This window comes from Amylibacter sp. IMCC11727 (assembly GCF_029854195.1).
GTDB lineage: Bacteria > Pseudomonadota > Alphaproteobacteria > Rhodobacterales > Rhodobacteraceae > Amylibacter.
Window position 1 is genome coordinate 1392932 of the sequence record NZ_CP122960.1, and the last position, 25991, is coordinate 1418922.

Sequence of the window (25991 nt, forward strand, 5' to 3'; positions counted from 1 at the left end):
TGGCGGGGTGAACCCCGCCCTACCCAAAACCGTAGGGCGGGGTTCACCCCGCCTTTCACTCCTGAAGAAAGACGCCAAAATGACCCGCCCATGGAACGCCACACACCCCGACGCCCACCTGCCCAAAGCCCTCCAAGGCCTGCGCATCCCTGCCGTCGGCTCCCCCTTGTTCATCATCTCGGTCCCCGCACTTGTAATCGCGCAGTGCAAGGCAGGCATCATCGGCTCTTTCCCCGCGCTCAACGCCCGCGAAGGTGAAGGCGAACACCCACTGCTTGACACATGGCTCACCCAGATCAAAGAAGAACTGGACGCTCACAACCAAGCCAACCCGGACACCCCCGCTGCACCCTATGCCGTGAACCAAATCGTTCACCGCTCCAACGGTCGGCTGGAACGGGATATTGAAATCTGTGTAAAACATGAAGTCCCCGTCTGGATCACATCCCTTGGCGCACGGGTCGAAGTCAACGAAGCCGCCCATTCCTGCGGCGGCATCGTCCTGCACGACATCATCAACAATTTCTTCGCCAAAAAGGCGATTGAAAAGGGCGCAGACGGCCTCATCGCTGTGGCCGCAGGGGCAGGGGGCCACGCTGGCCCACAATCCCCCTTCGCCCTCATCCAAGAAATCCGCGAATGGTTTGACGGCCCACTGTTGCTGTCAGGCTCCATCGCCACGGGCAAAGCGGTGCTCGCCGCGCAAGCCATGGGCGCAGACATGGGCTACATCGGCTCCCCTTTCATCGCGACCAAGGAAGCAAACGCAGTTGAGGGGTACAAAGACGCCATCGTTGACGGCTCCGCTTCCGATATTGTCACCTCCAGCCTGTTCACAGGTGTTTCAGGCAACTACCTTCGCCCGTCGATTGAGGCTGCGGGCATGGACCCCGACAATCTACCAAGCGCTGACAGTTCATCCATGAACTTTTCCTCAGGCTCTTCAAAACCCAAAGCATGGAAAGAAATCTGGGGCGCAGGGCAAGGCATCGGCGCGGTCAAATCTGTTGAACCCGCTGGCGCGCTCGTGGATCGTATCGCCTCCGAATACCACGCCGCCTTGGCGAAACTCTCTGCATAAGTGGCTGAACTCCTTGTCATACGCCACGGCCAAGCCTCTTTTGGGGCTGCCAACTATGACAAACTCTCTGACCTCGGCCATGTGCAATCCCAACTGGTGGGCGAGGCCCTCAAAACACGCGGTTGGACCCCTGACCGCGTGGTCATCGGTGGCCAAGTCCGCCACCGCGAAACGCTGGAAGGCATGGGCTACACGGACGGCGAAATCGAGGTGGACGCAGGCTTTAACGAATACGATTTCCACGATCTGCTTCACGCCCGTTATGATGGCAACGTGCCCGACCTCATCCTTGGGGATCGCAAAACCCACTTTCGCTCCTTGCGCGAAACCGTCTTTGAATGGCAGGCAGGCGGCCTGCCAAACGCAAACGAGAGCTGGCTTGATTTCACCACCCGTATCGAATCTGCCCTGACCAAAGCCACCCGCGAAGGCGCTGAGAAAATACTCGTCGTCTCCTCAGGCGGCGTGATTGGCCAAATCACTGCAAATACCGTGGGCGGCCCTGCCAAAATGATGATGACCTTGAATTTGCAGATAAAAAACACGGGCCTAACAAAGTTCATTGTTTCAGGCCCCAAACGGTTCTTACACGAATTCAACGCCACCCCGCATCTGGATGTGCCAGAACACGCGGATAAGCTCACCTACAGTTAGGGGACTAAAATGACCGACGATACCCAAACCCTAGATGCCCCGCGCGTGGCCGCCTACCTCTCGGACAAAATCGAAGGGTTTTCTGGCCCCATCGAGGTCGAAAAATTCCAAGTCGGCCAATCCAACCCCACCTTTTTGTTGCGCACCCCTGCCAAAAACTACGTCCTGCGCCGCAAACCCCCAGGCGTTCTCCTGAAATCCGCCCACGCCGTAGACCGCGAGTTTCGCGTGCAATCTGCACTCGCAGGCACCGACGTCCCCGTCGCGAAAATGCACCACCTGTGCGAAGACGACGATGTGATCGGCTCCATGTTCTACGTCATGGACGCCATTGACGGGCGCAACCACACGCTGCCCACCATGCCCGATGTGGACAACACCCGCCGCGGTGCCGTCATTGACGAAATGAACCGCGTCCTTGCCGCACTGCATGACGTGAACATCGACGATGTGGGGCTGTCCGACTACGGCGCACCTGGCAATTACTACGAACGCCAAATCGGTCGCTGGACCAAACAATACCGCGCGTCTGAAACCGTAGACGTCCCTGCGATGAACGAACTCATGGAACGCCTTGTCGAACAAATGCCCGCAGACGATGGCCAGCGCACTCTCGTACACGGCGATTATCGCATCGACAACATGATGTTCGAACATGACGGCCCGAAATGCCTTGCGGTGCTCGATTGGGAACTTTCCACCACAGGTCACCCCTACGCCGATCTCGCTGCTGTCATCATGCAATGGCAAATGCCCGCCAACAAAGAGGGCCGTGGCTTCGCAGGCATCGACCGCCATGAAATCGGCGTGCCAACCGACGCAGAGTTCATCGCCGCCTATTGTGAACGGCGCGGCATCGGACCGATTGACAACTTCGGCTTCTACCTCGCCTTCAACTTTTTCCGCATGACGGGCATTATCCAAGGCGTGCTAAAACGCGCCCTCGACGGCAACGCCTCCAATCCCGAACGCGGCATCCAGATGGGCCAATACGTGCCTGTCTTTGCCAACGCGGGCCTGCAAGCGCTGAACAAAGGGTAGGGGCATGGGTAACGTTCATCTCGTCCCAGACATCGAAGAAGACAAGGATCGCAATTTTGTCACGGCTCTGGCCCGTGGCCTCGATGTGTTGCGCTGTTTTCGCCCACATGAAGCGCTGCTCAGCAATTCTGAAATCGCCGCGCGCACGGGCCTGCCAAAACCCACTGTATCGCGCCTGCTTCATACACTGTGCAAACTCGATTACCTTACGTGTGACGAGGCCACAGGCAACTATCGCTTGTCCTCTGGTGTCCTCACACTCGGATTTGGTGTCATCGCAGGCATGGAAATCGCGGACCGCGCCAAAGACATTTTGTTAGAGTTACGCGACGGCCCTAACAGTTACATCACCGCTGCCGTGGCTCAGGCCCATATGACAGACGCGGTCTATATCGCCGTAGAACGCTCCCGCGAAGACATCTCGCTCGCCATTACAATCGGCGCACGCTTGCCGCTGTTCTTTTCTGCCATTGGCCGCGCCAATTTGGTGGCCATGTCCGACGCGGACCTAGAAACCGCCTTTGACTACGGCGCCAAACTTCTGCCCGACAGCTTTGCCGCGCAAAAAGCCAGCTATGCCAGCGCCAAAGCAGAATATGCTCAAAAAGGATACTGCTCCTCCTTTGGGGATTGGCGCAAAGACGTTCATGGCATCGCCGTGCCGATCAAAACCCTCGATGGGCGCGTCTTTGCCATCAACGCGGGCGGCCCCGCCATCAACGTAAAACAGAAACAGCTTGAAACGGTCTATGCCCCGCGCTTGATCGCGGCGGCCAAAACGCTCAGTTTACAACCATGACCGACACCAAAGACCTGCTCGAAGACCCTTATGAATATCAAAAACTAATCGGGTTTGATATTGTGGAATGGGAACAAGACCACGCCAAACTGCACCTGCAACTGGCCACCAAACATGGTAACCGCTATGGCATCCCGCATGGGGGCATCCACGCCACTTTGCTTGACACCTGCATGGGGTTCGCAGGCTGCTACACAGGGGATCGCGAAACTCCACAACTGGCCATGACCCTGTCGCTCACCGTGCAATACCTATCCCGCCCCAAAGGCACGCTTTTGATCGCCACAGGCAGAAAAACAGGCGGCGGGCGCAAAACATTCTTTGCCGAAGGGGACATCACTGATGACACAGGCGAGTTGATTGCGAAAGGAACGGGGACCTTTCGTTACAGAAGCTAATTGCTTCTTTCGAGCAAAAATATCCCGGGGTTTGGGGCAGCGCCCCAAGACCTAGCTATCCCGCTCCGCAATCAAATCCGCGAAATGCCCTAATAGTTTATGCTTCAAAATCTTACCCGTTGCCGCCGCAGGATAGGCGTCCACCACAAACACATGGCTTGGCACTTTATACGCCACCAACCTATCCTTCAGCCACGCCTTCAGCGCGTCTTCCCCCACATCGCCCGTCACCTTCACAAATGCCAGTATTTCTTCGTTGCCGGGCACCTGCCGTCCAATCACCGCCACTTGATACACGTTCGGGTGCTTTGACAGCATCGCTTCTATTTCAGGCGGATACACATTGAACCCAGACCGAATAATCAGCTCCTTGCTGCGCCCCACCACATGCAACCCACCGCCTTCATCAAACCGCCCAAGGTCGCCCGTGCGGAAAAAACCATCCTTCGTCATCACTTCGGCGGTTTTGTCTGGCGCACGATAATACCCGCGCATCACATTGTCGCCGCGCACTTGGATTTCGCCAACCCCGTCTTTGTTTGGTTCCCATATCCGCACATCAATCCAGTCATAAGGCACGCCAACCCCCACATCCTCGCGTGGATGATCATTGTGCGTGCTGGAAATCGACGGGGAAGTTTCAGTCATCCCATACCCATTGTTCAGCGGCAGCCCAAACACCTTTTCCACCCGCGCTTTAAGCCCAGGGTCGAGCGGCGCACCCCCCGTCACCAAATTCACCAAACTAGGTGCGTTCAAATCCTCACCCGCTTCGTCCAAATGCTGCATAATCGCCGCAAACATCTGAGGCACAGCAGGGAACCGCGTGGCACCCCCGCGCAACATCGACAGCACCTTTGGCACGTCAAAGCGTGGCACAAACTCCAGCGATGCACCTGCCGTCATGGCGGGCAGAAACACAGAACTCAGCGCGTAAATATGCGTGCCGGGTAATACGCCAACCACACGATCCTCTGGAACCAAACGGTTGAATTGCGCCGAATACCCGGAACAAAACAACAGGTTCTTATGGGTCAGCATCACACCCTTGGGCGCGCTTGTCGTGCCAGTGGTGTACAGCAACACCGCCACTTGATTGTCATCCGCATCTACGGGTTCCACGTCCACATCGCGCACCTTGGTGGCCCAAACCGCACCACTGGCCAGCGCCCCGATCTTTGTTGCCTCCATCCGCGCTGCGTGATCCCGTGCGGGGGCGGATACATCATGCGTAAACACCACACAGCGCGGTGTTGCATGGGCCTCGATTGCCGCTATTTCATCTGCAGATTGGCGTGCATTCACAAGGATCAGCCACGCATTCAACGCACTGGCCGCAAAAACCATGGCCGCAAACAGCACGGAATTTTCTGAAACCAGCACCACGCGATCCCCGCCGCGCACACCGTGATTTTTTAAAATCGCGGCCAGCGCGGACACCTCCAGGCGCAGGTCGCCATAACTCACGCGCGTACCGTCATGGTCAATCAACGCAAGGGCGTCACTGGGTTTGCCATCCAAAATCTGATGCAATCTGTCCATGCTAATCCCTTTGTCTCGGCGTCATATTGATATGCAAAACTGTGAAACAAAATTCCGCACTGCGAAAGGGTGCAAATTTAGGCAAACCGCCAGATCGGGGCATAGCGCGGAATTATGACCCTACGTCACAAAACGCCGCACCCTTGACTTATACCCTCAATATGCAAGTCTTTTCCCATGCTTAAACCGCGACTGCTGTGGTTTAGTTCACATTCTGGGAGGAATACTAATGATCAAAAAGACCAAGCTCGGCATTGCCGTCACACTCGCAGCCACGCTCTCCGCGTCTGTTGCTTTTGCTGAAACGATTAAGATTGCTTTCGTTGACCCACTGTCAGGTCCGTTTGCAACAACAGGGACAAACGGCGCAGCTGAATGGGAATTCGCTGCTGAAGAACTCGTGAACAAAAAAGGTGGTGTTCTGGGCGGCAAAAAATTTGAAGTCGTCACATTCGACAACAAAATGTCCGGTAAAGAATCCCTGATCCAAGTGCAGGTCGCCATCGACCAAGGCATCCGCTACATCGCGCAGGGCAACTCCTCTGGTATCGCAGCGGCGATCACAGATGCGGTTAACAAACACAACCGCCGTAACCCTGATGACCGCGTTCTGTTCCTGAACTATTCTGCGGTTGATCCGGTTCTGACAAACGACAAATGTAACTTCTGGCACTTCCGCTTTGATGCAAACGCAGACATTAAAATGGACGCTTTGACAGATGTCATGGCGGCGCGCGACGACCTGAAAAAGGTTTATCTGATCGGCCAAGACTACTCATTTGGTAAGGCGGTTGCCGCCGCTGCAGAGCGCGACATTGCCAAGAAACGTCCAGACGTTGAAATCGTTGGCAACGAACTTCACCCAATCGGCAAAGTAAAAGACTTCACACCTTACGCACGTAAGATTGTGGCCTCTGGTGCGGATTCCGTTATCACAGGGAACTGGGGCTCCGATATGGTTGGCCTTGGTAAAGCCATCATCGAAGCAGGTTTTGAAGGCCAGATTTACACCTACTACGCCGCATCAAACGGGATCACGCGTACATTTGGTGAAGACGGCAAAGGCCACTTGAACCTCGTACACGAAGGCCAACTTAACCCTGCACCGTCTGATCGTGCATCTGCCTATGTTGACGCTTTCGAAGCAAAATACCCAGACCACGACATTTCACAGGCGCGTATCGCAAACGCTGTTGAAATGTTGGCAAAAGCAATCGAAATCGCAGGCACTGCGGATGATGTTGTTCCTGTTGCCTACGCGCTCGAAGGTATGGAGCATGACAGCATCTGGGGCGGCAAAGTCTTCATGCGCCCAGACGATCACCAAGCCATTCAAAACGTTCACATCGGTGCGCACACGAATGAAAACATTCGTCACCCGCTCGATAACTCTGAATATGGCTTGTTGGACACAACAACAGTTGAAATGGCTGCAATGGACAGCCCGACAACTTGTAAAATGAAACGCCCATAAGCGGCTCATTTCTATCCCGCCGCGGTGCGTCTGCGGCGGGACGTCCTCATCTTTGATAAATTGACACGTTCTACCGAGGGGTATTGGCATGGACCTGATACTTGTGAATCTAATTGATGGGCTGGTCTTTGGCCTTTTGCTCTTCATGCTCTCAAGCGGCTTGACGCTGATCTTCTCAATGATGGGCGTTCTCAACTTCGCCCACGCCAGCTTTTATATGCTGGGCGCTTATTTCGGGTATCAGATTTCCACGGTTCTCGGCATTGGCTTTATCGGTGGCTTGATCGTTGCACCGATTATCGTTGGTGTCGCAGGGGCCGCGATTGAACGCTACGGCCTGCGCCGCGTCCACCAATACGGCCACGTGCCAGAATTGATCTTCACCTTCGGCCTCGCGCTGCTGATCCAAGAGGTGGTGAAACTGTTCTGGGGTCAAAACCAAATCCCATATTTCGAGCCAACCTACCTTGATTTCGCTTTGTTCTCCGTGGGGGACAATGCTATCAAAGCCTACAAAGTGTTCATGATCTTTATCTCTCTGACTATCTTTGGCGGCCTTCTCTACATCCTCACTAAAACCCGCATCGGTATGATCATTCAGGCCGCACTCAGCTATCCTAAAACAGTCGAAGCCTTGGGCCATAACGTGCCCTTCGTCTTCATGGGCGTCTTTGGGGTAGGGACGGCGCTTGCAGGGGTCGCTGGTGTTATTGCTGGTCCCGCCCTTGGCACATTCCCTGGCATGGCCTTCACCCTTGGCTCTATCGTGTTCGTGACAATCGTTGTAGGTGGCCTCGGCTCGCTCTGGGGCGCCCTCGTCGCATCGCTTCTGATCGGCTGGATGACCACATTCGCGGCCAGCTACAACATCAAGATGTCCGACATTCTCGAAGGCATTGGCCTCACCAAACCCGAAGTGATGTCCGACAGCATGTTCCAAGATCTATGGACCCTGACATTGCCGCAAATCGGCCCGATCCTTCCTTACCTCTTGATGGTGCTGATCCTCGTGTTCCGCCCACAAGGTCTGCTCGGAAAGCGTGAATCATGAGCACTGCAAGCACAAACACCCGCACGTACGGCGCAATCACTTTTGGCACGCTGGTGCCATGGATCATTGGTGCAATCGTTCTTCTGGTCCTGCCCATGCTGCTCGGCGGGCGCAGCCAGCTGACAATCATGTCACAAATGTCGATCATGGTGGTCTTCGCGCTCGCGTATAACATGCTCTTGGGGCAGGGCGGTATGCTCTCCTTTGGACATGCGGTGTATACAGGCATGGGCGCATTCCTCTGCCTACACGTGATGAACTCCAGCTTCTTTGGCTCAATTCCACTGCCCGTGCTGCCGCTGATCGGCGGTCTGTTCGGCCTTGGCATCGCCATGATCATCGGCAGTTTCTCCACCCGATCCGCAGGCACGGTCTTTGCCATGATCTCGCTTGGCATTGGTGAACTGATGGCGGCCTGTGTGCTAATCATCGTTGTATTCTTTGGCGGTGAAGAAGGCATCTCTGGCTACCGCGACGAAGGCTTGCCGTTCTTCGGCTTTGAATTCATCAGCCAACTCGAAGTCTTCTACCTCATCGCTTTCTGGCTCTTTGTCTCTGCGGCACTGATGTACTTGTTCTCTCGCACACCTGTGGGCCGTATGGCCAACGCAGTACGCGACAATCCAGAACGGGCACAGTTCTTGGGCTACTCCGCCCGTTGGGTGCGCTTTGTGTCCTTCTCCGCCTCTGGCTTTTTCTGCGGTATCGCGGGCGGCCTCTCGGCGATCCTGTTTGAAATTGCTACTGAAACTGACCTCAACGTTACGGCCTCAGGCACAATCTTGTTGATCGTGTTCTTGGGCGGTGTCGGCTTTTTCTGGGGGCCAATTATCGGCGCAGTTGTGTTTATCCTGCTGCAAACCGTGCTGGGGCTGCAAACCCACCTTTGGGAACTTTATGTCGGCGTGATCTTCGTTGGCATGGTGATGTTCTTTCCAGGGGGCCTTGCGGGCATCATCATGGCGCACGGTGTGGCCATGTCACTTGGCAAGCTGAACCTGCTGATCAGGCCATACCTCACCTGCGTTTTGCCAGCCATCATTGGCGTCCTTGGCCTGTGCGGTTTGATCGAAATGATCTTCCACACCCGTGAAGCGCCGACAGGCGAAACTGAAATGACCCTGTTCTGGACCCCCATCGACACCCACCACATCTGGGCGTGGCTCATCTTTGGTGCCATCGCGGCAGGCGGTATCTTAATCGCCCGCCACCAAGCACCTGTGCTCAAAGAAGCATGGAACCAAGCCAATACAATTGATGGAGAGCCGTCATGACGACACCTGCTCTTGAACTGGACGATCTGCGCAAATCTTTTGGCTCTGCCGAAATTATTCGCGGGCTGAACCTAAAGGTCGAAAAAGGCGAACGCCACGCGATCATCGGGCCGAATGGGGCGGGGAAATCCACCATGTTCAACCTGATCACGGGCCGCTTCCCACAAACATCGGGCCACGTGCGTTTGCACGGCACGGACCTCGCAGGGCTGCAACCGTTTCAGATCAACCGCCTTGGCCTGTCTCGATCTTTCCAGATCACCAACATCTTTCCAAACATGACCGTGTTTGAAAACGTTCGTTGCTCGCTCTTGTGGTCCATGGGATTCAAATATTCCTTCTGGAATATGGTCTCGCGCAACCGCGCCCTCAACGAAGGCGCCGAGGAAATCTTAGAACAAATCAACCTCACCAACCGCCGCGATCTACCAGCGGGGGTCTTGTCCTATGCTGAACAACGGGCGCTTGAAATCGGCATCACCATCGCAGGTGGGGCCGATGTGATTATGCTCGACGAACCAACAGCGGGCATGTCCAACACCGAAACCGATTACATCGTGGACCTGATCCAAAAAGTCACCGAAGACAAAACCCTGATCGTTGTAGAACACGACATGGGCGTGGTCTTTGGCCTCGCGGATCGCATCTCGGTTCTGGTCTATGGGGAAATCATCGCCACGGGCACACCCGAAGCCGTCCGCGCCGATCAAAAAGTCCAAGAAGCCTACCTTGGCGCCGCTCTGGAGGAAGAACACTAATGTTAGAAGTCAAAGACCTCCACGCCTACTACGGCAAGTCCCACATCCTTCAGGGTGTAAACCTCAACGTTCAAGAAGGCGAAATCGTCGCTCTTTTGGGCCGCAACGGGGTAGGGCGCTCCACAACCTGTAAGGCCATCATGGGCGAAGTGCCCCCACAAGGCTCGGTCATGTTCAAAGGGCAAGAACTTGCAGGCAAAAAAGCCTTTGAAATCGCCAACATCGGATTGGGCTACGTCCCCGAAAACCGCGATATCTTTCCAGGGCTCACAACGCGCCAAAACCTGATCCTCGGCCTCAAGCCAGGGCAAAAGGACGAAGATGGCCGCTGGTCCATGCAAAACATGTTCGACATGTTTTCCAACCTCAAAGAACGCGCCGATGTCGAAGCATCCGTTCTCTCTGGCGGGGAACAGCAAATGCTGACCATGTGTCGAACTTTGATCGGTGATCCGGAATTCATCATGATTGATGAGCCCACCGAAGGTCTGTCACCCCAAATGACTCAACGCGTGGCCGAACTGTTGCAAGAAATTGCCAAACGCAAAGTTGCGACCCTTCTGGTGGAACAAAAACTCTCCATCGCTATGGACATCGCCGACCGCGTGTATGTGATGGGCCACGGCCAAGTAGTGTTCGAAGGTACGCCACAAGAGCTCAAAGATCGCGACGACGTGCGCAAAGAATGGCTCGAAGTATAATAACCAGTTAACGGCCTTCGTGGCCGTTAACCTCTTCGTTAAAATTTTTCAGTCCAGATTGGCAACACGTTACCCATACCTAGGGGACCCCTGTTTCTGGGTGGTTTGCTTTTCCGTTTACGCCTTGGTAACGCTTCGCCATTAACCGTGGTTAACGATCCACTCAATCATCTCATCCAAACAGTCTTTGCCAAAAAACGGTTCGTCTTTGTAAAACATCATCGGCGCCCCAAAGGCCCCTCTATCCACTGCCGCTTGCGTGGTGGCAAACAGGGCGTCCTTTGCCTCTGGTGATTGGATGCCCGTCATAATCTCCGCAGCTGGTAGGCCTGCGTTTTCCAACGTCTTTTCAATGACTTCCAGATCGCCCATGTTCAAACCATGCTGCCAAACCGCGTCAAAACACAGATCCACATACTGCATGAAATAGGGTTTATCCTGCGCAAATATAGCACCACGCATCACAGGTGTTGTCATCACAGGGAAATGGGGATTGAACTGAAACGGAATATCGTATTTTTCAATAAACCGCGCCATCACACGGCGCTGATATTCTATCTTGCCTTGAACCCCCTCAAATTGAACCAATGGTGGCGTATTTTTCGTTATCCGAAAAATTCCACCAAGCAAAACAGGCACATAGGCCGCTTTGGCCCCGCTGCGCGCCTCAATCTGATCCATGATCTTATGAACCAAATACACATTCGGACTGGCAAAATCATAGATGAAATCAAAGGTCTTCACGGGGTTTCCTTTCGCCAAATTTACCCAACCCTAAAAACCCGATTGTCGCTCTGTCAAACACTCCGCAGCGTTACTTGGACAATGGTCCAAAAAGCCAAAGAAACCTGCTTACTTCCCCAAAAATTTGCGTAAACTAAACCAAATTTTAACGGAGAGATGCTATGCAAGGCCTCATGATGAATCGCCCGCTTCGGGTGAACGAAATTCTAACTTTCGCGGCAGAGGTTCATGGCGACAGCGAAGTCGTCTCTGTCACAGTCGAAGGCGGCATCCACCGCACCACGTACCGCGATATTGAAAAACGCACGCGTCAGCTCGCAAATGTGCTGAAAAAACTTGGCGTTGATCACGGGGATCGCGTCGCGACATTGGCGTGGAACGGCTATCGCCATCTGGAATTGTACTACGGCATTGCGGGGATCGGTGCGGTGTGCCACACGATTAACCCGCGTCTATCTGCGGAACAAATGATCTACATCGTGAACCATGCCGAAGACAAAGTCATCTTCGTTGATTTGACTTTTATCCCTATTCTCAATGCGTTACAGGCACAATTGCCCAAAGACTTGATTTATGTGGCAATGACAGACCGGGCGCACATGCCTGAAACCGATATCCCCAATCTGCTCTGCTACGAAGACCTGATGGATGCAGAAACCTCCGATTTCGATTGGCCCGAGTTCGATGAAAACACCGCCTGTGGTTTGTGCTACACCTCTGGCACTACGGGCAATCCAAAGGGGGCATTATACTCCCACCGCTCCACTGTTTTGCACGCCATGATGGGCGTCATTTCTCTGCAAACCTGCCTGCGGCCGGGCAAACGCATCCTGCCTGTTGTCCCACTATTCCACGTCAACGCATGGGGCCTACCCTACGCCGCACCGCTATCAGGTGCCTCCCTTATTTTTCCGGGGGCTGCCCTTGATGGCCCAAGCGTGCATAAGTTGATGGAAGACGAGCAGGTCTTTTCCGCATGGGGCGTGCCAACCGTTTGGATGGGTCTGCTCGGCGAAATTAAGGCAAAAGGCGGTAAGCCAAGCGCCTTTGGCGAGGTCATCATCGGTGGTTCTGCCGCACCACGGCCTATGATTGAAGCCTTTGAAAACATGGATGTTTCCGTATGCCACGCATGGGGTATGACCGAAATGAGCCCCATCGGAACCGTGGGCGTTTTGAATCTTGAACAGGAAAAACTGCCCCTTCAAGACCGCATTGATCTTAAGGCAAAACAGGGCCGCCGCGTGTTCGGCGTGGACCTGAAAATTGTCGATGAAGACGGCAATCGCATGCCCCACGATGGGGTGGCCCAAGGCGAATTATTCGTGCGTGGCAACGCCATCGTGTCAGGCTATTTCAAGAACGAAGAGGCCAGCAAATCCTCCGTTGACGCAGAGGGTTGGTTTGGCACAGGCGACGTGGCCAAAATAGAACCGAACGGCATGCTGACCATCACCGACCGCGCCAAGGACCTGATTAAATCAGGGGGTGAATGGATCAGCTCCATCGACGTTGAAAACATGGCCATGGCCCATGAAAACGTGGCCAATTGCGCCGTTATCGCCATCCCCGACAAAAAATGGGACGAACGCCCCTTGCTGATCGTTGTCCCCACCGAGGGCGCGCAGCGGGATGCCGAACCCATATTGGACTTGCTGTCTCAGAACCTAGCAAAATGGCAGGTGCCAGATGAGGTCGTGTTTGTGGATGATTTGCCCCTTACGGCGACGGGCAAAGTGTCAAAACTCACGTTGCGCCAGCGCCACAATGATGGGACCTTAATGGGATGAGCCGTGCAGATTTCACACTCGAAAACCTTGGCGGTGGTATCGCCCGAATAATGCTGCATCGCGCGCCGGTGAACGCGCTCACGCCTTCATTTTTGGACGGTTTGTCAGATGCTTACGACCAGATCGCCAATGATCCAGACGTGCGGGCCGTCATCCTTGCCAGCGGGCAAAAGGTGCTGTCTGGTGGGCTTGATTTAAAGGCAGCGCAAGGGTTCAGTCAGGCAGATGAATGGGACATAGTGCGTGGTCTCAACCAAAGTTTTGCCAAACTTTACGCATTGCCAAAACCCACCATTTGCGCGGTAAACGGTGCGGCGATTGCAGGTGGTTTTTTCTTTGTTCTGGGCAGCGATTATCGCATCGGTGACACCCGCGCCAGTGTCGGATTGGCCGAAGTGCGCGTCGGCGCGACACTCCCCGCTGGGCCCGAAGCGATTGCCAAAGCAGAGCTGCATCCCAATGACCTGCGCAAACTGCTGTTGAACGGGGAACCTTACAACGCGGAACAGGCTTTAGCGGCAGGCATTCTCGATGCTGTGGTAGAACCAGACGCATTGATGGAAACGGCGTTGAAAGCTGCAGAAAAATACGCGGCCTTGCCCCCCAAAACCTACGCCGTGGCAAAATCACAGCTGCGTCGTGATACGGTGCAGGCCATTGAAACGGCAATGAAAAACGGCGCAAACACGCCCGAAGGTGGATGGTTTTCCGATGAAACCAAACCTGCCATGCAGGCCATGGTTGGCCCAGCCTAAAACGGAAAGTAATCTGATGACTCAACGCACGCTTACCTTTGACACGAACCGTTTGAATCGTATTGCCACATGGATGGACAGCTACGTGGCAGATCGAAAGTTTGCGGGGTCATCCGTGTTGATCAACCGAAATGGGCAAGAGGCATATTTCAACGCAACAGGTTTGCGCGATGTCGAAAATAGCCTGCCGTTTGAACGTGATACCGTGGCGCGTATTTATTCCATGACCAAACCGATTACATCCGTTGCGATCATGATGCTGGTGGAACGCGGTTTGTTCCATATTGATGCGCCGCTTTCGGATTTTGTGCCCGAATTTGCGCAGTGCCACGCGTTGATTGACGGAGCCACGGCAATCGATCAAACCGAACCCGCGCCTTGCCCCACAATTCAACAGCTTTTGACCCACACCAGCGGGCTGAGTTATCCGTTTAATCCAGGTGTCTTGCCCAAAGCGATGGAAGAAAAAGACCTTATTTTCAAAGGTCAACAAGGTCCGCTCGCCGATGTGGTGCGCGAACTGGCGAGCCTGCCGCTGGCGTTTCAGCCAGGTACCCGCTGGGAATATTCCGTATCCACGGATGTGCTAGGCCGCGTGGTCGAAGTGGTCAGCGGCCAGCCGCTCGATCTGTTTTTCCAAGACCATATTTTCGATCCCCTTGATATGAATGACACCGCGTTTTCCATTGCGTCTGACAAGCTGGATCGTTTTGCGAGTCTTTACACCCCGCTTGAAGGCAACGCGATGGCGCTGAATTCTGCCAAATCGGGTGGTGAAACCCTGCGGCTTGTGGACAGCGCGGCCAAAACACCCTTTGCCAACACGGAAACCTTTTCAGGGGGTGGTGGATTGGTGGGCACCATCGACGATTACATGCGGTTTTGCGAAATGATCCGCCAAGGTGGCATGTTGGATCAACAACGTCTGTTATCGCCATTAACCGTTGATTTTATGCGTAAAAACCATCTGCCCGGCGACATTGCTGACATGGGGCCAAGCAGTTTTGCCGAACAACCGATGGAAGGCATGGGCTTTGGTTTGGGTGGGTCAGTCGTGCGCAATCCCGGCCGTGTTGGCTGCCCTGCAAGTATCGGAGATTTCAGCTGGGGTGGTATGGCATCGACCTTTTTCTGGATTGATCCCGTGCTCGACATGTCAGTGGTGTTTTTCACTCAACTTTCCCCCAGCAGCAGCTATCCCGCCCGTCCGCAGCTCAAGGCGCTGGTGCATGGAGCATTGGTCTGATGGGGCAGGCGCGCCCCATTGTGTGGCAACCTTCGGCCGAACGCGCAGCACAATCGCGCATGGCAGCTTACATTGATTGGTTGGCGCAAAACCGCGACCTGACTTTCGCGGATTATCCTGCACTGTGGGACTGGAGTGTCACCGAGATAGAGGCGTTTTGGGAAACCATTTGCCAGTTTTTCGATATTCCAATGTCGAAACCTTACACATCGGTTTTAAAGAAACGGGTGATGCCAGGGGCGGACTGGTTTGATGGCGCTGCGTTAAACTACATTGATGCCATTTCGCGGTACGCAGTTGCCCATCCGCAAGACATCGCGCTGATTTCGCAATCTGAAACTTTCGGGCGCAGCGAATTGACTTGGGGTGCATTGCACCAACAAATTTCCAGTGTCGCCAGCCACTTAACGGATATGGGTGTTGAAAAAGGGGATCGGGTGGTGGCGGTTTTGCCCAACACGCCCGCGTCCATAATCGCCTGTTTGGCCACGGCGAGCCTTGGGGCGATTTGGTCGCTTTGCGCGCCTGATATGGGGCACACGGCCATCGTGGATCGGTTTTCGCAGATCGAACCAAAAGTGCTTATCACCCAAGACAGCTATGTTCATGGGGGGAAAACCGTCGATCGCTCGGACGTGATCAAAGTGGTCGCTGACAGCCTGCCGACCGTAACCCATCACATCGAGATTTCGGCGAAAGCTGGAATAACTTGGGCTGAGTTGCTGCACAGGGATGTTCCGCTTACCCCGTTACAAGTGCCATTCAGTCATCCTCTTTGGGTGGTTTATTCTTCGGGGACAACAGGCAATCCAAAACCGATTGTTCACGGCCACGGCGGCGTTTTATTAGAGGCCGCAAAACAATCATTGCACCAAGACCTAAAGGCGGGCGAACGCTTTTGCTGGCTCACATCATCGGGCTGGATCATGTGGAATGTGCAACTTGCAGCGTTGGCGCAGGGCATGACCGTGTGTATGTTCGACGGAGCGCCCAACCACCCAGATTGGTCCGCTGTGTGGGATTTTGCGTCCAAGGAACGGCTGAATTATTTTGGTGCAGGGGCGGCGTTTTTCGCCAGTTGCGGCAAAGAGGGTATCACACCGGCGAAGGATTGCGATCTGTCAGCGCTGCATTCGCTTGGCTCGACGGGATCGCCATTAAGCGAAGATGCCTATGATTGGATTTACAGCGCGGTAAAGCCCGACATCTGGCTTGCGCCAATTTCTGGGGGAACCGATTTTGCAGGCGCATTCGTGTGCGGCAATCCCATGTTGCCCGTGCGCAAAGGCGAAATGCAAGCCCGTGCCTTGGGTAATGCCGTGCGGGCCTTTGATGTGGACGGAAATGAGGTGATTGGTGAGGTCGGCGAATTGGTTTGCACCGAACCTTTGCCGTCCATGCCCTTGTTTTTCTGGGGGGATACGGACGGATCACGGCTGCATGACAGCTATTTTGATACCTATCCAAATGTGTGGCGGCATGGAGATTGGATCGAAATTACCTCTGAGGGCGGGTCGGTGATTTATGGGCGATCCGATGCCACGATCAACCGCAAAGGCCTGCGGCTCGGCTCCAGTGAAATTTATCAGGCGGTGGAGGGACTGGACGTTGTTCTCGACAGTCTGGTGATTGATCTGGAGTTTCTGGGCCGTGACAGTTTTATGCCCTTGTTTGTGGTTTTGCGCGATGGTCATAGGTTGGATGACACGCTAAAAGCGCAGATCAACGCGGCCATCAAAAGAGATGTTTCAGCGCGGTTTCAACCGAATGAAATTATCCAAGTGGCTGAAATTCCACGCACTTTGTCGGGGAAAAAGCTTGAGGTGCCTGTGAAAAAACTTCTTCTAGGGGGGGATCCTGCCAAAGTGGTTAATCGCGACAGCATGGCCAACCCAGACAGTTTCGACACCTTCATCGCCTATGCGGCAGAAAGACAAACCTGATGTCCGACGAATTGGCAGAACTGCTCAATATCCTTGAAATTGAACAGCTAGAAGTAGACCTGTTTCGTGGCATTGGCGGGGGCGGGGAAACCACCGTTCGCATTTTTGGGGGGCAGGTGATCGCGCAGGCGCTGGCGGCCGCGTATAAAACCGTAGACGCGCGTTTGTGCCATTCGCTCCATGCCTATTTCATTCGGGCTGGTGATCCGTCCATTCCAGTTATTTACCAAGTGGACCGCGCCCGTGATGGGGGCAGTTTCACCACCCGCCGCGTGGTGGCCGTGCAGCACGGGAAGCAAATCCTCAACATGTCTGCATCGTTTCACGTGGATGAAGACGGCTGGGGTCATCAACACACGATGCCAGATGTGAAAGGCCCAGATGGCCTGCAATCCCGCGCCGAACAACGCGAGGAAAACAAAGATCGCATTCCCGAAAAATACCGCAAAGATTTCTTGCGCAAGCGCCCCATCGAAATCCGCGAAGTGGCTCCGCAAGATTGGTTCAACCCCGTAAAAGCCAGCGATGAAAACAATTTATGGTTCCGCGTACCAGGGGCAGGTGGAGCGGATGCAAAGATGCAGCATTGCTTGCTCGCTTACGCATCTGACATGAACCTACTCGGTTCGTCTTTGCGACCCCACGGCGCATCTTTTTTTAAAGGGCAGGTGATGACAGCCAGCCTCGATCACGCCATGTGGTTCCATAAACCCGTGAACTTTGACGACTGGCATTTGTATTCTATGGACAGCCCGTTCACAGGCGGTGCGCGAGGATTTAATCGTGGTACGATTTACACGCAAAGTGGTGAATTGGTGGCGAGCGTTGCGCAAGAAGGGCTCGTTCGGCCTATCAACAAAGACAAAAAATCATGAAATCTTGGATCGCAGAGGCCGCCAGTCGCGATGATTGGTTGGCGTTAACAATAGAAGAGCCCATCGCGCCTGACATGGAAATTGTCGATCCGCATCATCATTTATGGAACCGTGATGGCACAGCGTACGAAGTGAACGGGCTATGGTCTGACACGGGGGCAGGCCATAAAGTTGTGCAAACCGTGTTCATCGAATGCGGATCGTTTTATTACAAAGACGTGGAAGAGGGTTTCGCACCTGTTGGCGAAACCGCCTATGTTGCGGGGCAGGCGGCACTGGCGGCGCGAAGCCCAGAAAAAGCACAGATCGCGGGTATTGTGGCCCATGCAGATTTGCGGCGTGAAAACCTATCCGAGGTCTTGGATGCTCATGCGGCCGTGGGCGGTGCGCTGTTCAAAGGTATTCGCCACGCGCTGGCCTGGGATGATGATCCTTCGGCGTTTAAAATTCAATCCCGTGGGGTTGGCGGCCTTGCACACGATCCTGACTTTCGCCGTGGATTGCGCCTGTTGGGGGAACGTGGCCTGACCTATGACACATGGCATTACCACCATCAAAACAAAGACTTCATCGCACTGGCAAAAGCGGTGCCAGAAACAACACTTGTGCTCGATCATTTTGGAACGCCGCTTGGTGTTGGGCAGTTTGAGGGTAAGCGGGACGAGATTTTCGCCGCTTGGAAAGATGATGTGGCAGCGCTTGCAGACTGCCCAAATGTGGTGGCCAAACTGGGGGGAATGGCGATGCCCGACAATGGCTATGGCTGGCATGAATGGGATCGGCCTATCGGGTCGGAAGAATTTGTAGAAGCACAAGCCCCTTGGTATCACCACATGATCGCGTGTTTTGGCGCGGATCGCTGCATGTTCGAAAGCAACTTTCCTGTGGATCGTGCGTCGATCAGCTATGGCGTGCTGTGGAATGGGCTCAAAAAAATTGCGGCGGATTACCCGCCGCAAGATCAAATGATGATGTTTTCAGGCACGTCCCGAAGGGTTTACGGCCTGCCGTCCTAGGGTTTACTCGAACCCACCGTATTTGCGGTTCAATTTGCGCATACCGCCGATCCAACGGTCATAATTCGACGCTTTGATCTGCATGTAATCCAGCACTTCAGGGTGGGGCAGAACAAGGAACGTTTCATCCCGAATGGTCTGAACACAGGCCTCGGCCACGGGTTCGGGTTCCATCATCCCGTCAATGGCCGCCACGTGGTCTTCGTGGCCTTTGGTCATTTCCGTGCGCACCGCTTGGGGGCAGAGAACCGAAACTTTGATCCCGTCATCGCCATGTGTCATGGCGAGCCATTCCGCCAGACCGACAGCCGCATGTTTTGTAACGCCGTAAGGGGCCGAGCCCACTTGATTGAGCAGGCCCGCAGCGGACGAGGTGTTAAGCAGATAGCCTCCACCGCGCTCCTTCATGCGTGGGATCAAGTGACGGGCGGCATACACATGGGACATGACGTTCACATCCCAAATGGTTTGCCATTCGTCATTGGTGCAGTCTACACCGCCTGCCACGGAAATACCGGCGTTGGAACAGAACAGATCAATAGGGCCTTGTTCTGCTTCGGTTTTTTCGATCAAGGCTTTTATCTCATCTTCTTTGCCAACGTTGAGTTGATGTGCAATGCCGCCCATTTCTGCGGCTGTTTCTGCGGCCCCGTCGCCGTTCATATCCGCGCAGACCACGCATTTCGCACCCTCAGCTGCAAAACGAATGGCCATGGCTTTGCCAATACCGCTGGCCGCCCCTGTGACGACGATGATTTTGTCCTTCAGTTCCATATCAGCCTCCTGACCACATGGCTGAGCCACCGCACACTGTATGGGCTTGCCCAGTGATGTAACGGCTGGCGTCAGACCCGAGGAACACGGCAATGCCTTTCAGATCATCGGGCTCACCGAAACGACCAAGCGGAATGCGGGCCTCTTGCTTGGCGGCCTTGGGATTGTCCCAAAGCGCCTTCGCAAAGTCGGTTTTGATCACGGCGGGGTTGATGCCGTTCACGCGAATGCCTTGCGGCCCATATTCCATTGCCAGATTGCGGATCACACCCATCAACGCCAGTTTGGACACGCAATAAGTGCCGATGGCATCGGATGCATGGAACGCCCCCACAGAGGAGGTAAACATCATGGAACCGCCGCCTTGCTCCACCATTTGGCCATGCACTTCACGGGCCAGCCACAGTTGCGACTGCACATTGGCGGACATGATTTTTTCATAAGCATCATCAGGGATGTCGTGGGTTGGGCCATAGTGGACATTCACTCCTGCGTTGCCCACCAGCACGTTAATAGCGCCAACACGATCTTTGGTTTGTGCAACAAGATCAGCCAATTGCGCCTTTTCGCCGATGTTGGATGCAATGCCGATGGCGCAATCGCGCCCTGCGGCTTCGTTGATTTGGGCTGCCGCTTCGTCCAACTCGTTTTGTTTGCGCGACGAGATCACGACATTCGCACCGTGTTCCGCCAATGCGGTTGCCATGGACAGGCCCATCCCTTTGGATGCGCCTGTGACAAGGGCAGTTTTGCCCGAAAGATCAAAAAGTGCTGACATGATTACGGCCCCGCAAACTTGCCGCCCTGCGCAGTGGGGGCGCGGCGTTCGTTAGAGTTTTGGAATGTTTGCACTTCGGCACGGGCCACAACGTGGTGGTGAACCTCATCTGGACCATCGGCAAAGCGCAAAGTGCGCTGTCCAGCGTACATGTCGGACAGGGGGAACCATTGGGAAATACCCGCCGCACCATGCACCTGCATGGATTGGTCGATGATCTGGCAGACCTTTTCGGGCACCATTGCTTTGACCGCAGACACCCAGATGCGGGCCTCTTTGTTGCCCAGAACATCCATTGCACGTGCGGCCTTTAGGACCATCAGGCGCATGGCCTCGATTTCGATGCGGGCACGGGACACAGTTTCCATGTTTTTGCCCAGATCAATGATCTTTTTGCCAAAGGCCACACGGTTGATCGAGCGATCAAGCATCATATCAAGGGCGCGTTCGGCCTGACCGATAGAGCGCATGCAGTGGTGGATACGGCCTGGGCCAAGGCGCACTTGGCTGATTTCAAAGCCGCGCCCTTCGCCGAGCAGCATGTTGGATTCTGGAACGCGCACGTTGGTGAACCGGATGTGCATATGGCCGTGGGGCGCATCATCATGCCCAAACACGTGCATCGGGCCGAGGATTTCAACACCAGGTGTGTCGATGGGCACAAGGATCTGGCTTTGCTGTTTGAAGGTTTCTGCCTCAGGTGAGGTTTTCACCATTGTAATCATAATCTTACAACGGGGATCACCGGCGCCAGAGATATAGAATTTCTCGCCATTGATGACCCATTCGCCGTTTTCCAGCACGGCAGAAGTGGAGATATTTTTTGCATCAGAAGAGGCCACATTCGGCTCAGTCATCGCATAGGCGGAACGAATTTCGCCAGCGAGCAAAGGTTTCAACCACTTCTCTTTCTGCTCTGGCGTGCCGATGCGTTCCAGCACTTCCATATTGCCCGTATCGGGGGCAGAACAGTTCATGGTTTCAGAGGCCAGTGGGTTCTTGCCCAGTTCGGCGGCGATATAGGCATAATCAAGGTTCGACAGCCCTTCGCCCGTTTCCGCGTCTGGCAGGAAGAAGTTCCAGAGACCGCTTTCCCGTGCTTTTACTTTGGCGGTTTCAAGCAGTTCCAATTGACCCGGCGCATAAGACCATCGGTCTGCTCGGCCTTCCCCAAGTTTGTAAAACTCCTCGGTGATTGGATCGACGTTGTCACGAATGTGCGCGATCACCGCATCCAGCAGCGGTTGCGCTTTTTCGGACATGGCGAGCTGATTAAGTTCAGCGTTGTGAATTCCCATAGACATGGTGGTGTTTCCTTTTGTTATTTGTTGACCCAGTTGGGTTTGCGTTTCTCGACAAAGGCGCTGACGCCTTCTTTGAAGTCTTCGGTTTTCATCAAATCCGCGATCACCTCGCGGGAATATTCGTTGCTGGCTTTCATGCCTTCAGTCACGTTCAATGCGTTCAAAACACGTTTGGTTGCTTTTACAGATGACGGTGACACAGACGCGATCTCTTGCGCCTTTGCCATGGCGGCATCCATCAGCTCCGCGTGGGGCACCACTTGGTTCACCATGCCAAGAGCGAGCGCCTCAGCCGTATCCACTTTGCGGCCTGTGTACATGATTTCTTGCGCCGCCAACCGCCCGATATAGCGGGACAGGCGTTGCACGCCTGATGCAGCGGCAAAAAAGCCGACTTTGACTTCGGGCAAGGCGAATGTTGCCTGATCTGATGCGATGATAATGTCGCAGGATAGGGCGGTTTCAAAGCCGCCACCCATTGCAAACCCATTGACCGCCGCAATGATCGGTTTTTCCAGATCAAAACGAGAGGACAGGCCAGCAAAGCCTTTGGTCGTTGTGGCCTGTGCGCCCCCTTGGGCGGTCCATTTCAGATCATTGCCTGCGGTGAAAGCTTTGTCGCCTGCACCCGTCAGAACGGCGACCCACTGGTCTTCGCTGGACGCAAATTTATCCCAACAATCGGACATTTCATCGTGCATGGGGCCGTGGACGGCGTTGTAGACCTCTGGTCGGTTCATGGTGACTTTCAGGACATTGCCGACCTGTTCGGTGGTGATAAATTCATACGCCATTATGCGCCTCCGTTCGTTTTTAATCCGCCAGTGTCGATTTCTGTGAACTTGCCGCCCGTCGCGGCCAATTCACGGAGCAATTGGGCCGGTTCGCAGGATGGATCCTCTTGCGCCAGCTCTTCCATTTTTGCCAAGACCGCTGCCGCACCCACGGTGTCACCGTAAAACATCGGCCCGCCTTTGTCCGCAGGCCAACCGTAGCCGTTAATCCAAACCACATCTATGTCACTTGGGCGTTGGGCCTTGTTTTCTTCGAGGATTTTCACCGCCTCATTAATCATTGGGTAGATGCAAGCCTCAACAATATCTTCAGCAGGCATAGAGGTGGGTTCAGCCCCCGTAATATCGCGAATGACCTTGGCGGCCACGTCAGACGGCGTGTGGTTGCGGTTCTCGTCATAGTCATAGAACCCCGCTTTCGTCTTTTGCCCGCGACGATCCATTTCGCACAGTGCATCGCGGATCGGGTTGGCGGTTTTCGCACCTTTGGACCAGCCGATATCGAGGCCAGCGAGGTCGGACATTTGAAACGGCCCCATGCGAAAGCCAAAAGCGTTTAGCGCAGCATCTACGTCCCACGGCATGACACCTTGGTTCAGAAGGCGGTTGGCCTGACCTTGGCGGGCAAACAAAATGCGGTTGCCCACAAAGCCTGGGCAAACGCCTACAAGCGTAGCCACTTTGCCGATGGTTTTGGCGAGCGTCATGCACGTGGCGACAACATCATCCGCCGTGTGATCTGCGCGAACAATTTCAAGCAATTTCATCACGTTGGCAGGAGAAAAGAAATGCAGCCCAATCACATCTTCGGGGCGGTTTGTAACGCTGGCGATTTCGTCAATATCCAGTGCCGATGTATTGGTGGCGAGGATCGCCCCTTGTTTCATCACACGGTCGAGCGTTGTAAAAATCTCTTTCTTTACATCCATGTTTTCGAACACGGCTTCGATCACCAAATCACAATCGGAAAGGTCTTCGATGTTGAGCGTGCCAACAAACCGTGACATGCGTTCATCGACTTCTTCCATCGGGAAACGGCCTCGTTTGGCGGAGCGTTCATAGTTGCCACGCACCACACCAAGCCCGCGATCAAGCGCTTCTTGCTGGGTCTCCACAATCTTTACCGTCATGCCTGCGTTGACGAAATTCATCGAAATCCCGCCGCCCATTGTGCCTGCACCAATGACGCCCACAGTTTTGATGGGGCGGTGAGGTGTGTTTTCGGGCAGGTTCGGAACCTTCCACGCGAGGGTCCCTGCGGTTTCAAGATAGGATGCGACGTCTGTCATGTTTTATCCTTTGCTAAGCAGTTGTGTTGCAGCACACGGCGGTCGATTTTGTCGGTTGCGCCGCGTGGAAGCGGGGTATCCAGAAACCAGAAATGGTCTGGAATTTTGAAATGTGCGATGTGGTCTTTGAGAAATGATCGCAGCGTTTCAGCGTCTGCTATTTCCCCAGTGTTTAGCGTGATGCCAACGCCCACGGTTTCGCCAAGACGTTCATCAGGCACGGAAAAGGCGCCCGCTTCCAGAACCGCAGGGTGTTTGTGTAACGCGCCTTCCACATCCAGACAGGCGATGTTTTCGCCGCCTCGAATGATGATGTTTTTCTTGCGATCCACGATGGTGACGTAGCCATCCGCGTCGATTGTCGCAAGGTCGCCCGTGCGCAACCAACCGTCTTGAAACACCTCGGCCGTGGCATCGGGTTTGTTCAAATAACAGCGCATGTTTGCGGGGCTTTTAACGGTTAATTCACCGATGTCCCCCATCGGAGCTTCGGTCCCGTTGTCATCCAAAATTTTAAGGTCTTGGACGGGGGGCAGCAGTCGCCCCGCCGCGGCAGGCTTGTCCACATAATCAGGCCCTGCAATACCAAGGCCAACTGCGTTGGTTTCGGTCATGCCCCAACCAGAAGCCACAGTCGCTTTTGGAAACGCGTTTTGCAACTGCCCCACCTGTGCGGCGGGGCGTTTTGCGCCACCTGCGCCGACATATTGCAACCCGTTCAAAGAACGGCCCATGCGTTTCGCGGCCTGCATCAGATCGGCGGATTGTGTCGGGACACCCAAGAAACGGGTGATGTTTTCCCGTTCAATGGTGTCCACTGCCTCCGCTGCGTCCCATTTGTGCAGCAGCACCAGTTTGGAGCCCAGCGGCAGGCTTAACAACAACATCGGGTGGGTGGCTGTGACGTGGAACAAAGGGGTGACGATTAAAATGGCTTGTGGACCAGGATCGGGGGCGGGGGGATCGTTTGGATCGGCCATTAAGCCTGGCAAAAGCATCGACATGGCCCAAGTGTAGACTGCAGAGATGGCACCGCGATGGGTTTGCACCACACCTTTGGGATGACCTGTCGTGCCCGAGGAATACATCACGGCCATATCATCGTCAGTGTGGATGTCGGCGTCGGGCCAATCCGTATCAGGCGCATTCGCCAGATAATCACCGTAGCTGCCCCCAGAGGTCGGCGCATCGCGCAGTCCTACCATACGGGGCGCTTTGCCACCGAGGGCCGCAATGCGTTCAAATCTGGGACCGTCCGCAAAGACGAGCATCGCGGCGCTGTCAGTCAGGGCGTATTCTAGCTCTTCACTTGTCCACCACGCATTGAGAAACACCACCACCGCGCCAAGGCTGGTGATTGCCATCATCAAAATTGGCAGTTCAGGGTAGTTGCGCATGGCCAGCGCCACACGGTCGCCTTGTTGAACGCCAAGCTCTGCCTGCAACAAATGGGCCATTTTTCGAACATCTGCGCAAAACGCATCATAACTCCAACGCTCATCGCGATAGACAAGGTATTCGTTTTGCCCGTCTCCATGTGCTGGACGCGAGGCTTGAAGCAGCGCACGCAAATGGGATGGAGCATTTTTGAAAGTGCGGTAGTTCACCCCACGAATGTTGGCTGTGGTCAGTTCAAACCGTGGATCGGTTGACGTTAAGTGCGCAGACGCTTCGGCCAGTGTCATACCTGTCATGGCATGATCCCGTACGCGGACGATGTACACATCTTTATCGTCATGGGTCCTCCGTAAGCGGAGCCCCAGCAGATCGGTTGCCCCACTTCAACAGGTCATAACATGACAGGCCGCATTGCAAGTCCCTTGCTGAAATGTCGCAGCGTAACGAACTAATCGCAAAGGGGCTACGCACAGGATTCCGCGCATTTGCCATATTCTCGTCGTTTTCATGCT

At 54.6% G+C, this 25991-nt stretch carries 24 protein-coding genes; 16 read left to right on the plus strand and 8 right to left on the minus strand.

All coding sequences use genetic code 11. The annotated features are described in order from the left end of the window. Positions 1–79 precede the first annotated feature (79 nt). The 5 genes from QBD29_RS07160 to QBD29_RS07180 are packed head-to-tail and all read left to right on the plus strand — an operon-like array spanning position 80 to position 3973. Positions 80–1081: a nitronate monooxygenase family protein gene (locus QBD29_RS07160; protein WP_280100613.1), complete on the plus strand. Its 1002-nt coding sequence runs from the start codon at positions 80–82 to the stop codon at positions 1079–1081. Next, positions 1082–1735: a histidine phosphatase family protein gene (locus QBD29_RS07165; RefSeq protein WP_280100614.1), complete on the plus strand. Its 654-nt coding sequence runs from the start codon at positions 1082–1084 to the stop codon at positions 1733–1735. Positions 1736–1744: 9 nt separating this feature from the next. Beyond that, complete coding sequence (locus tag QBD29_RS07170) at positions 1745–2776, plus strand: phosphotransferase family protein (protein WP_280100615.1); 1032 nt, start codon at positions 1745–1747, stop codon at positions 2774–2776. A 4-nt stretch (positions 2777–2780) separates the two neighbouring features. Then, on the plus strand, positions 2781–3575 hold the full coding sequence (locus QBD29_RS07175) for an IclR family transcriptional regulator (RefSeq protein ID WP_280100616.1): 795 nt from the start codon (positions 2781–2783) through the stop codon (positions 3573–3575). Then, the gene (locus QBD29_RS07180; RefSeq protein WP_280100617.1) at positions 3572–3973 is read left to right on the plus strand and encodes a PaaI family thioesterase; all 402 of its coding nucleotides are present in this window, start codon (positions 3572–3574) and stop codon (positions 3971–3973) included. Before QBD29_RS07175 ends, QBD29_RS07180 begins: the two co-directional genes overlap by 4 nt. A gap of 51 nt (positions 3974–4024) precedes the next feature. Here the strand turns inward: QBD29_RS07180 and QBD29_RS07185 are convergent, their stop codons facing one another. Further along, a complete protein-coding gene (locus QBD29_RS07185; RefSeq protein ID WP_280100618.1) occupies positions 4025–5515 on the minus strand; it encodes a class I adenylate-forming enzyme family protein in 1491 nt (496 codons plus the stop codon). A gap of 229 nt (positions 5516–5744) precedes the next feature. On the opposite strand from QBD29_RS07185, the gene QBD29_RS07190 reads away from it, so the two are divergent. The 5 genes from QBD29_RS07190 (at position 5745) to QBD29_RS07210 (ending at position 10773) form a co-directional block, all read left to right on the plus strand. Then, the gene (locus QBD29_RS07190) at positions 5745–6989 is read left to right on the plus strand and encodes a branched-chain amino acid ABC transporter substrate-binding protein (RefSeq protein ID WP_280100619.1); all 1245 of its coding nucleotides are present in this window, start codon (positions 5745–5747) and stop codon (positions 6987–6989) included. An 88-nt stretch (positions 6990–7077) separates the two neighbouring features. Further along, positions 7078–8040, plus strand: a complete 963-nt coding sequence (locus QBD29_RS07195) for a branched-chain amino acid ABC transporter permease (RefSeq protein ID WP_280100620.1) — start codon at positions 7078–7080, stop codon at positions 8038–8040. Beyond that, positions 8037–9314, plus strand: a complete 1278-nt coding sequence (locus tag QBD29_RS07200) for a branched-chain amino acid ABC transporter permease (protein ID WP_280100621.1) — start codon at positions 8037–8039, stop codon at positions 9312–9314. Before QBD29_RS07195 ends, QBD29_RS07200 begins: the two co-directional genes overlap by 4 nt. Beyond that, positions 9311–10072 carry an ABC transporter ATP-binding protein gene (locus QBD29_RS07205; protein WP_280100622.1) on the plus strand — a complete coding sequence of 254 codons (762 nt, stop codon included), beginning with the start codon at positions 9311–9313 and terminating at the stop codon, positions 10070–10072. Before QBD29_RS07200 ends, QBD29_RS07205 begins: the two co-directional genes overlap by 4 nt. Then, positions 10072–10773, plus strand: coding sequence for an ABC transporter ATP-binding protein (locus QBD29_RS07210; protein ID WP_280100623.1), 702 nt, complete (start codon positions 10072–10074; stop codon positions 10771–10773). Before QBD29_RS07205 ends, QBD29_RS07210 begins: the two co-directional genes overlap by 1 nt. Before the next feature lie 141 nt (positions 10774–10914). Here QBD29_RS07210 and QBD29_RS07215 read toward each other — a convergent pair whose 3' ends face one another. Then, positions 10915–11517, minus strand: coding sequence for a 2-hydroxychromene-2-carboxylate isomerase (locus QBD29_RS07215; RefSeq protein ID WP_280100624.1), 603 nt, complete (start codon positions 11515–11517; stop codon positions 10915–10917). A gap of 161 nt (positions 11518–11678) precedes the next feature. On the opposite strand from QBD29_RS07215, the gene QBD29_RS07220 reads away from it, so the two are divergent. Genes QBD29_RS07220 through QBD29_RS07245 form a run of 6 tightly spaced genes read left to right on the plus strand, consistent with a single transcriptional unit; the run spans position 11679 to position 19142 of the window. Next, positions 11679–13307 (plus strand): long-chain-fatty-acid--CoA ligase, encoded by a 1629-nt coding sequence (locus QBD29_RS07220; RefSeq protein ID WP_280100625.1) that lies wholly within the window; start codon positions 11679–11681, stop codon positions 13305–13307. Continuing rightward, complete coding sequence (locus QBD29_RS07225; RefSeq protein ID WP_280100626.1) at positions 13304–14062, plus strand: enoyl-CoA hydratase/isomerase family protein; 759 nt, start codon at positions 13304–13306, stop codon at positions 14060–14062. Before QBD29_RS07220 ends, QBD29_RS07225 begins: the two co-directional genes overlap by 4 nt. A 16-nt stretch (positions 14063–14078) precedes the next feature. Next, complete coding sequence (locus QBD29_RS07230; protein ID WP_280100627.1) at positions 14079–15308, plus strand: serine hydrolase domain-containing protein; 1230 nt, start codon at positions 14079–14081, stop codon at positions 15306–15308. After that, entirely contained in the window at positions 15308–17251 is a 1944-nt protein-coding gene (locus tag QBD29_RS07235) for an acetoacetate--CoA ligase (protein ID WP_280100628.1), read from the plus strand. Before QBD29_RS07230 ends, QBD29_RS07235 begins: the two co-directional genes overlap by 1 nt. Then, positions 17251–18126, plus strand: coding sequence for an acyl-CoA thioesterase II (locus QBD29_RS07240; RefSeq protein WP_280100629.1), 876 nt, complete (start codon positions 17251–17253; stop codon positions 18124–18126). Before QBD29_RS07235 ends, QBD29_RS07240 begins: the two co-directional genes overlap by 1 nt. Next, positions 18123–19142: an amidohydrolase family protein gene (locus QBD29_RS07245; protein ID WP_280100630.1), complete on the plus strand. Its 1020-nt coding sequence runs from the start codon at positions 18123–18125 to the stop codon at positions 19140–19142. Before QBD29_RS07240 ends, QBD29_RS07245 begins: the two co-directional genes overlap by 4 nt. A gap of 3 nt (positions 19143–19145) precedes the next feature. Here QBD29_RS07245 and QBD29_RS07250 read toward each other — a convergent pair whose 3' ends face one another. The 6 genes from QBD29_RS07250 to QBD29_RS07275 are packed head-to-tail and all read right to left on the minus strand — an operon-like array spanning position 19146 to position 25775. Then, positions 19146–19916, minus strand: coding sequence for an SDR family oxidoreductase (locus tag QBD29_RS07250; RefSeq protein WP_280100631.1), 771 nt, complete (start codon positions 19914–19916; stop codon positions 19146–19148). 1 nt (position 19917) lies between these two features. Continuing rightward, positions 19918–20694: an SDR family oxidoreductase gene (locus QBD29_RS07255; RefSeq protein WP_280100632.1), complete on the minus strand. Its 777-nt coding sequence runs from the start codon at positions 20692–20694 to the stop codon at positions 19918–19920. 2 nt (positions 20695–20696) lie between these two features. Next, on the minus strand, positions 20697–21998 hold the full coding sequence (locus tag QBD29_RS07260; protein ID WP_280100633.1) for an acyl-CoA dehydrogenase family protein: 1302 nt from the start codon (positions 21996–21998) through the stop codon (positions 20697–20699). A gap of 17 nt (positions 21999–22015) precedes the next feature. Next, positions 22016–22792, minus strand: coding sequence for an enoyl-CoA hydratase-related protein (locus QBD29_RS07265; protein ID WP_280100634.1), 777 nt, complete (start codon positions 22790–22792; stop codon positions 22016–22018). Then, positions 22792–24081: a 3-hydroxyacyl-CoA dehydrogenase gene (locus QBD29_RS07270; RefSeq protein WP_280100635.1), complete on the minus strand. Its 1290-nt coding sequence runs from the start codon at positions 24079–24081 to the stop codon at positions 22792–22794. The genes QBD29_RS07265 and QBD29_RS07270 overlap by 1 nt, the downstream gene beginning before the upstream one ends. Next, positions 24078–25775, minus strand: coding sequence for a class I adenylate-forming enzyme family protein (locus QBD29_RS07275; protein ID WP_280100636.1), 1698 nt, complete (start codon positions 25773–25775; stop codon positions 24078–24080). The genes QBD29_RS07270 and QBD29_RS07275 overlap by 4 nt, the downstream gene beginning before the upstream one ends. Positions 25776–25991: the final 216 nt, after the last annotated feature.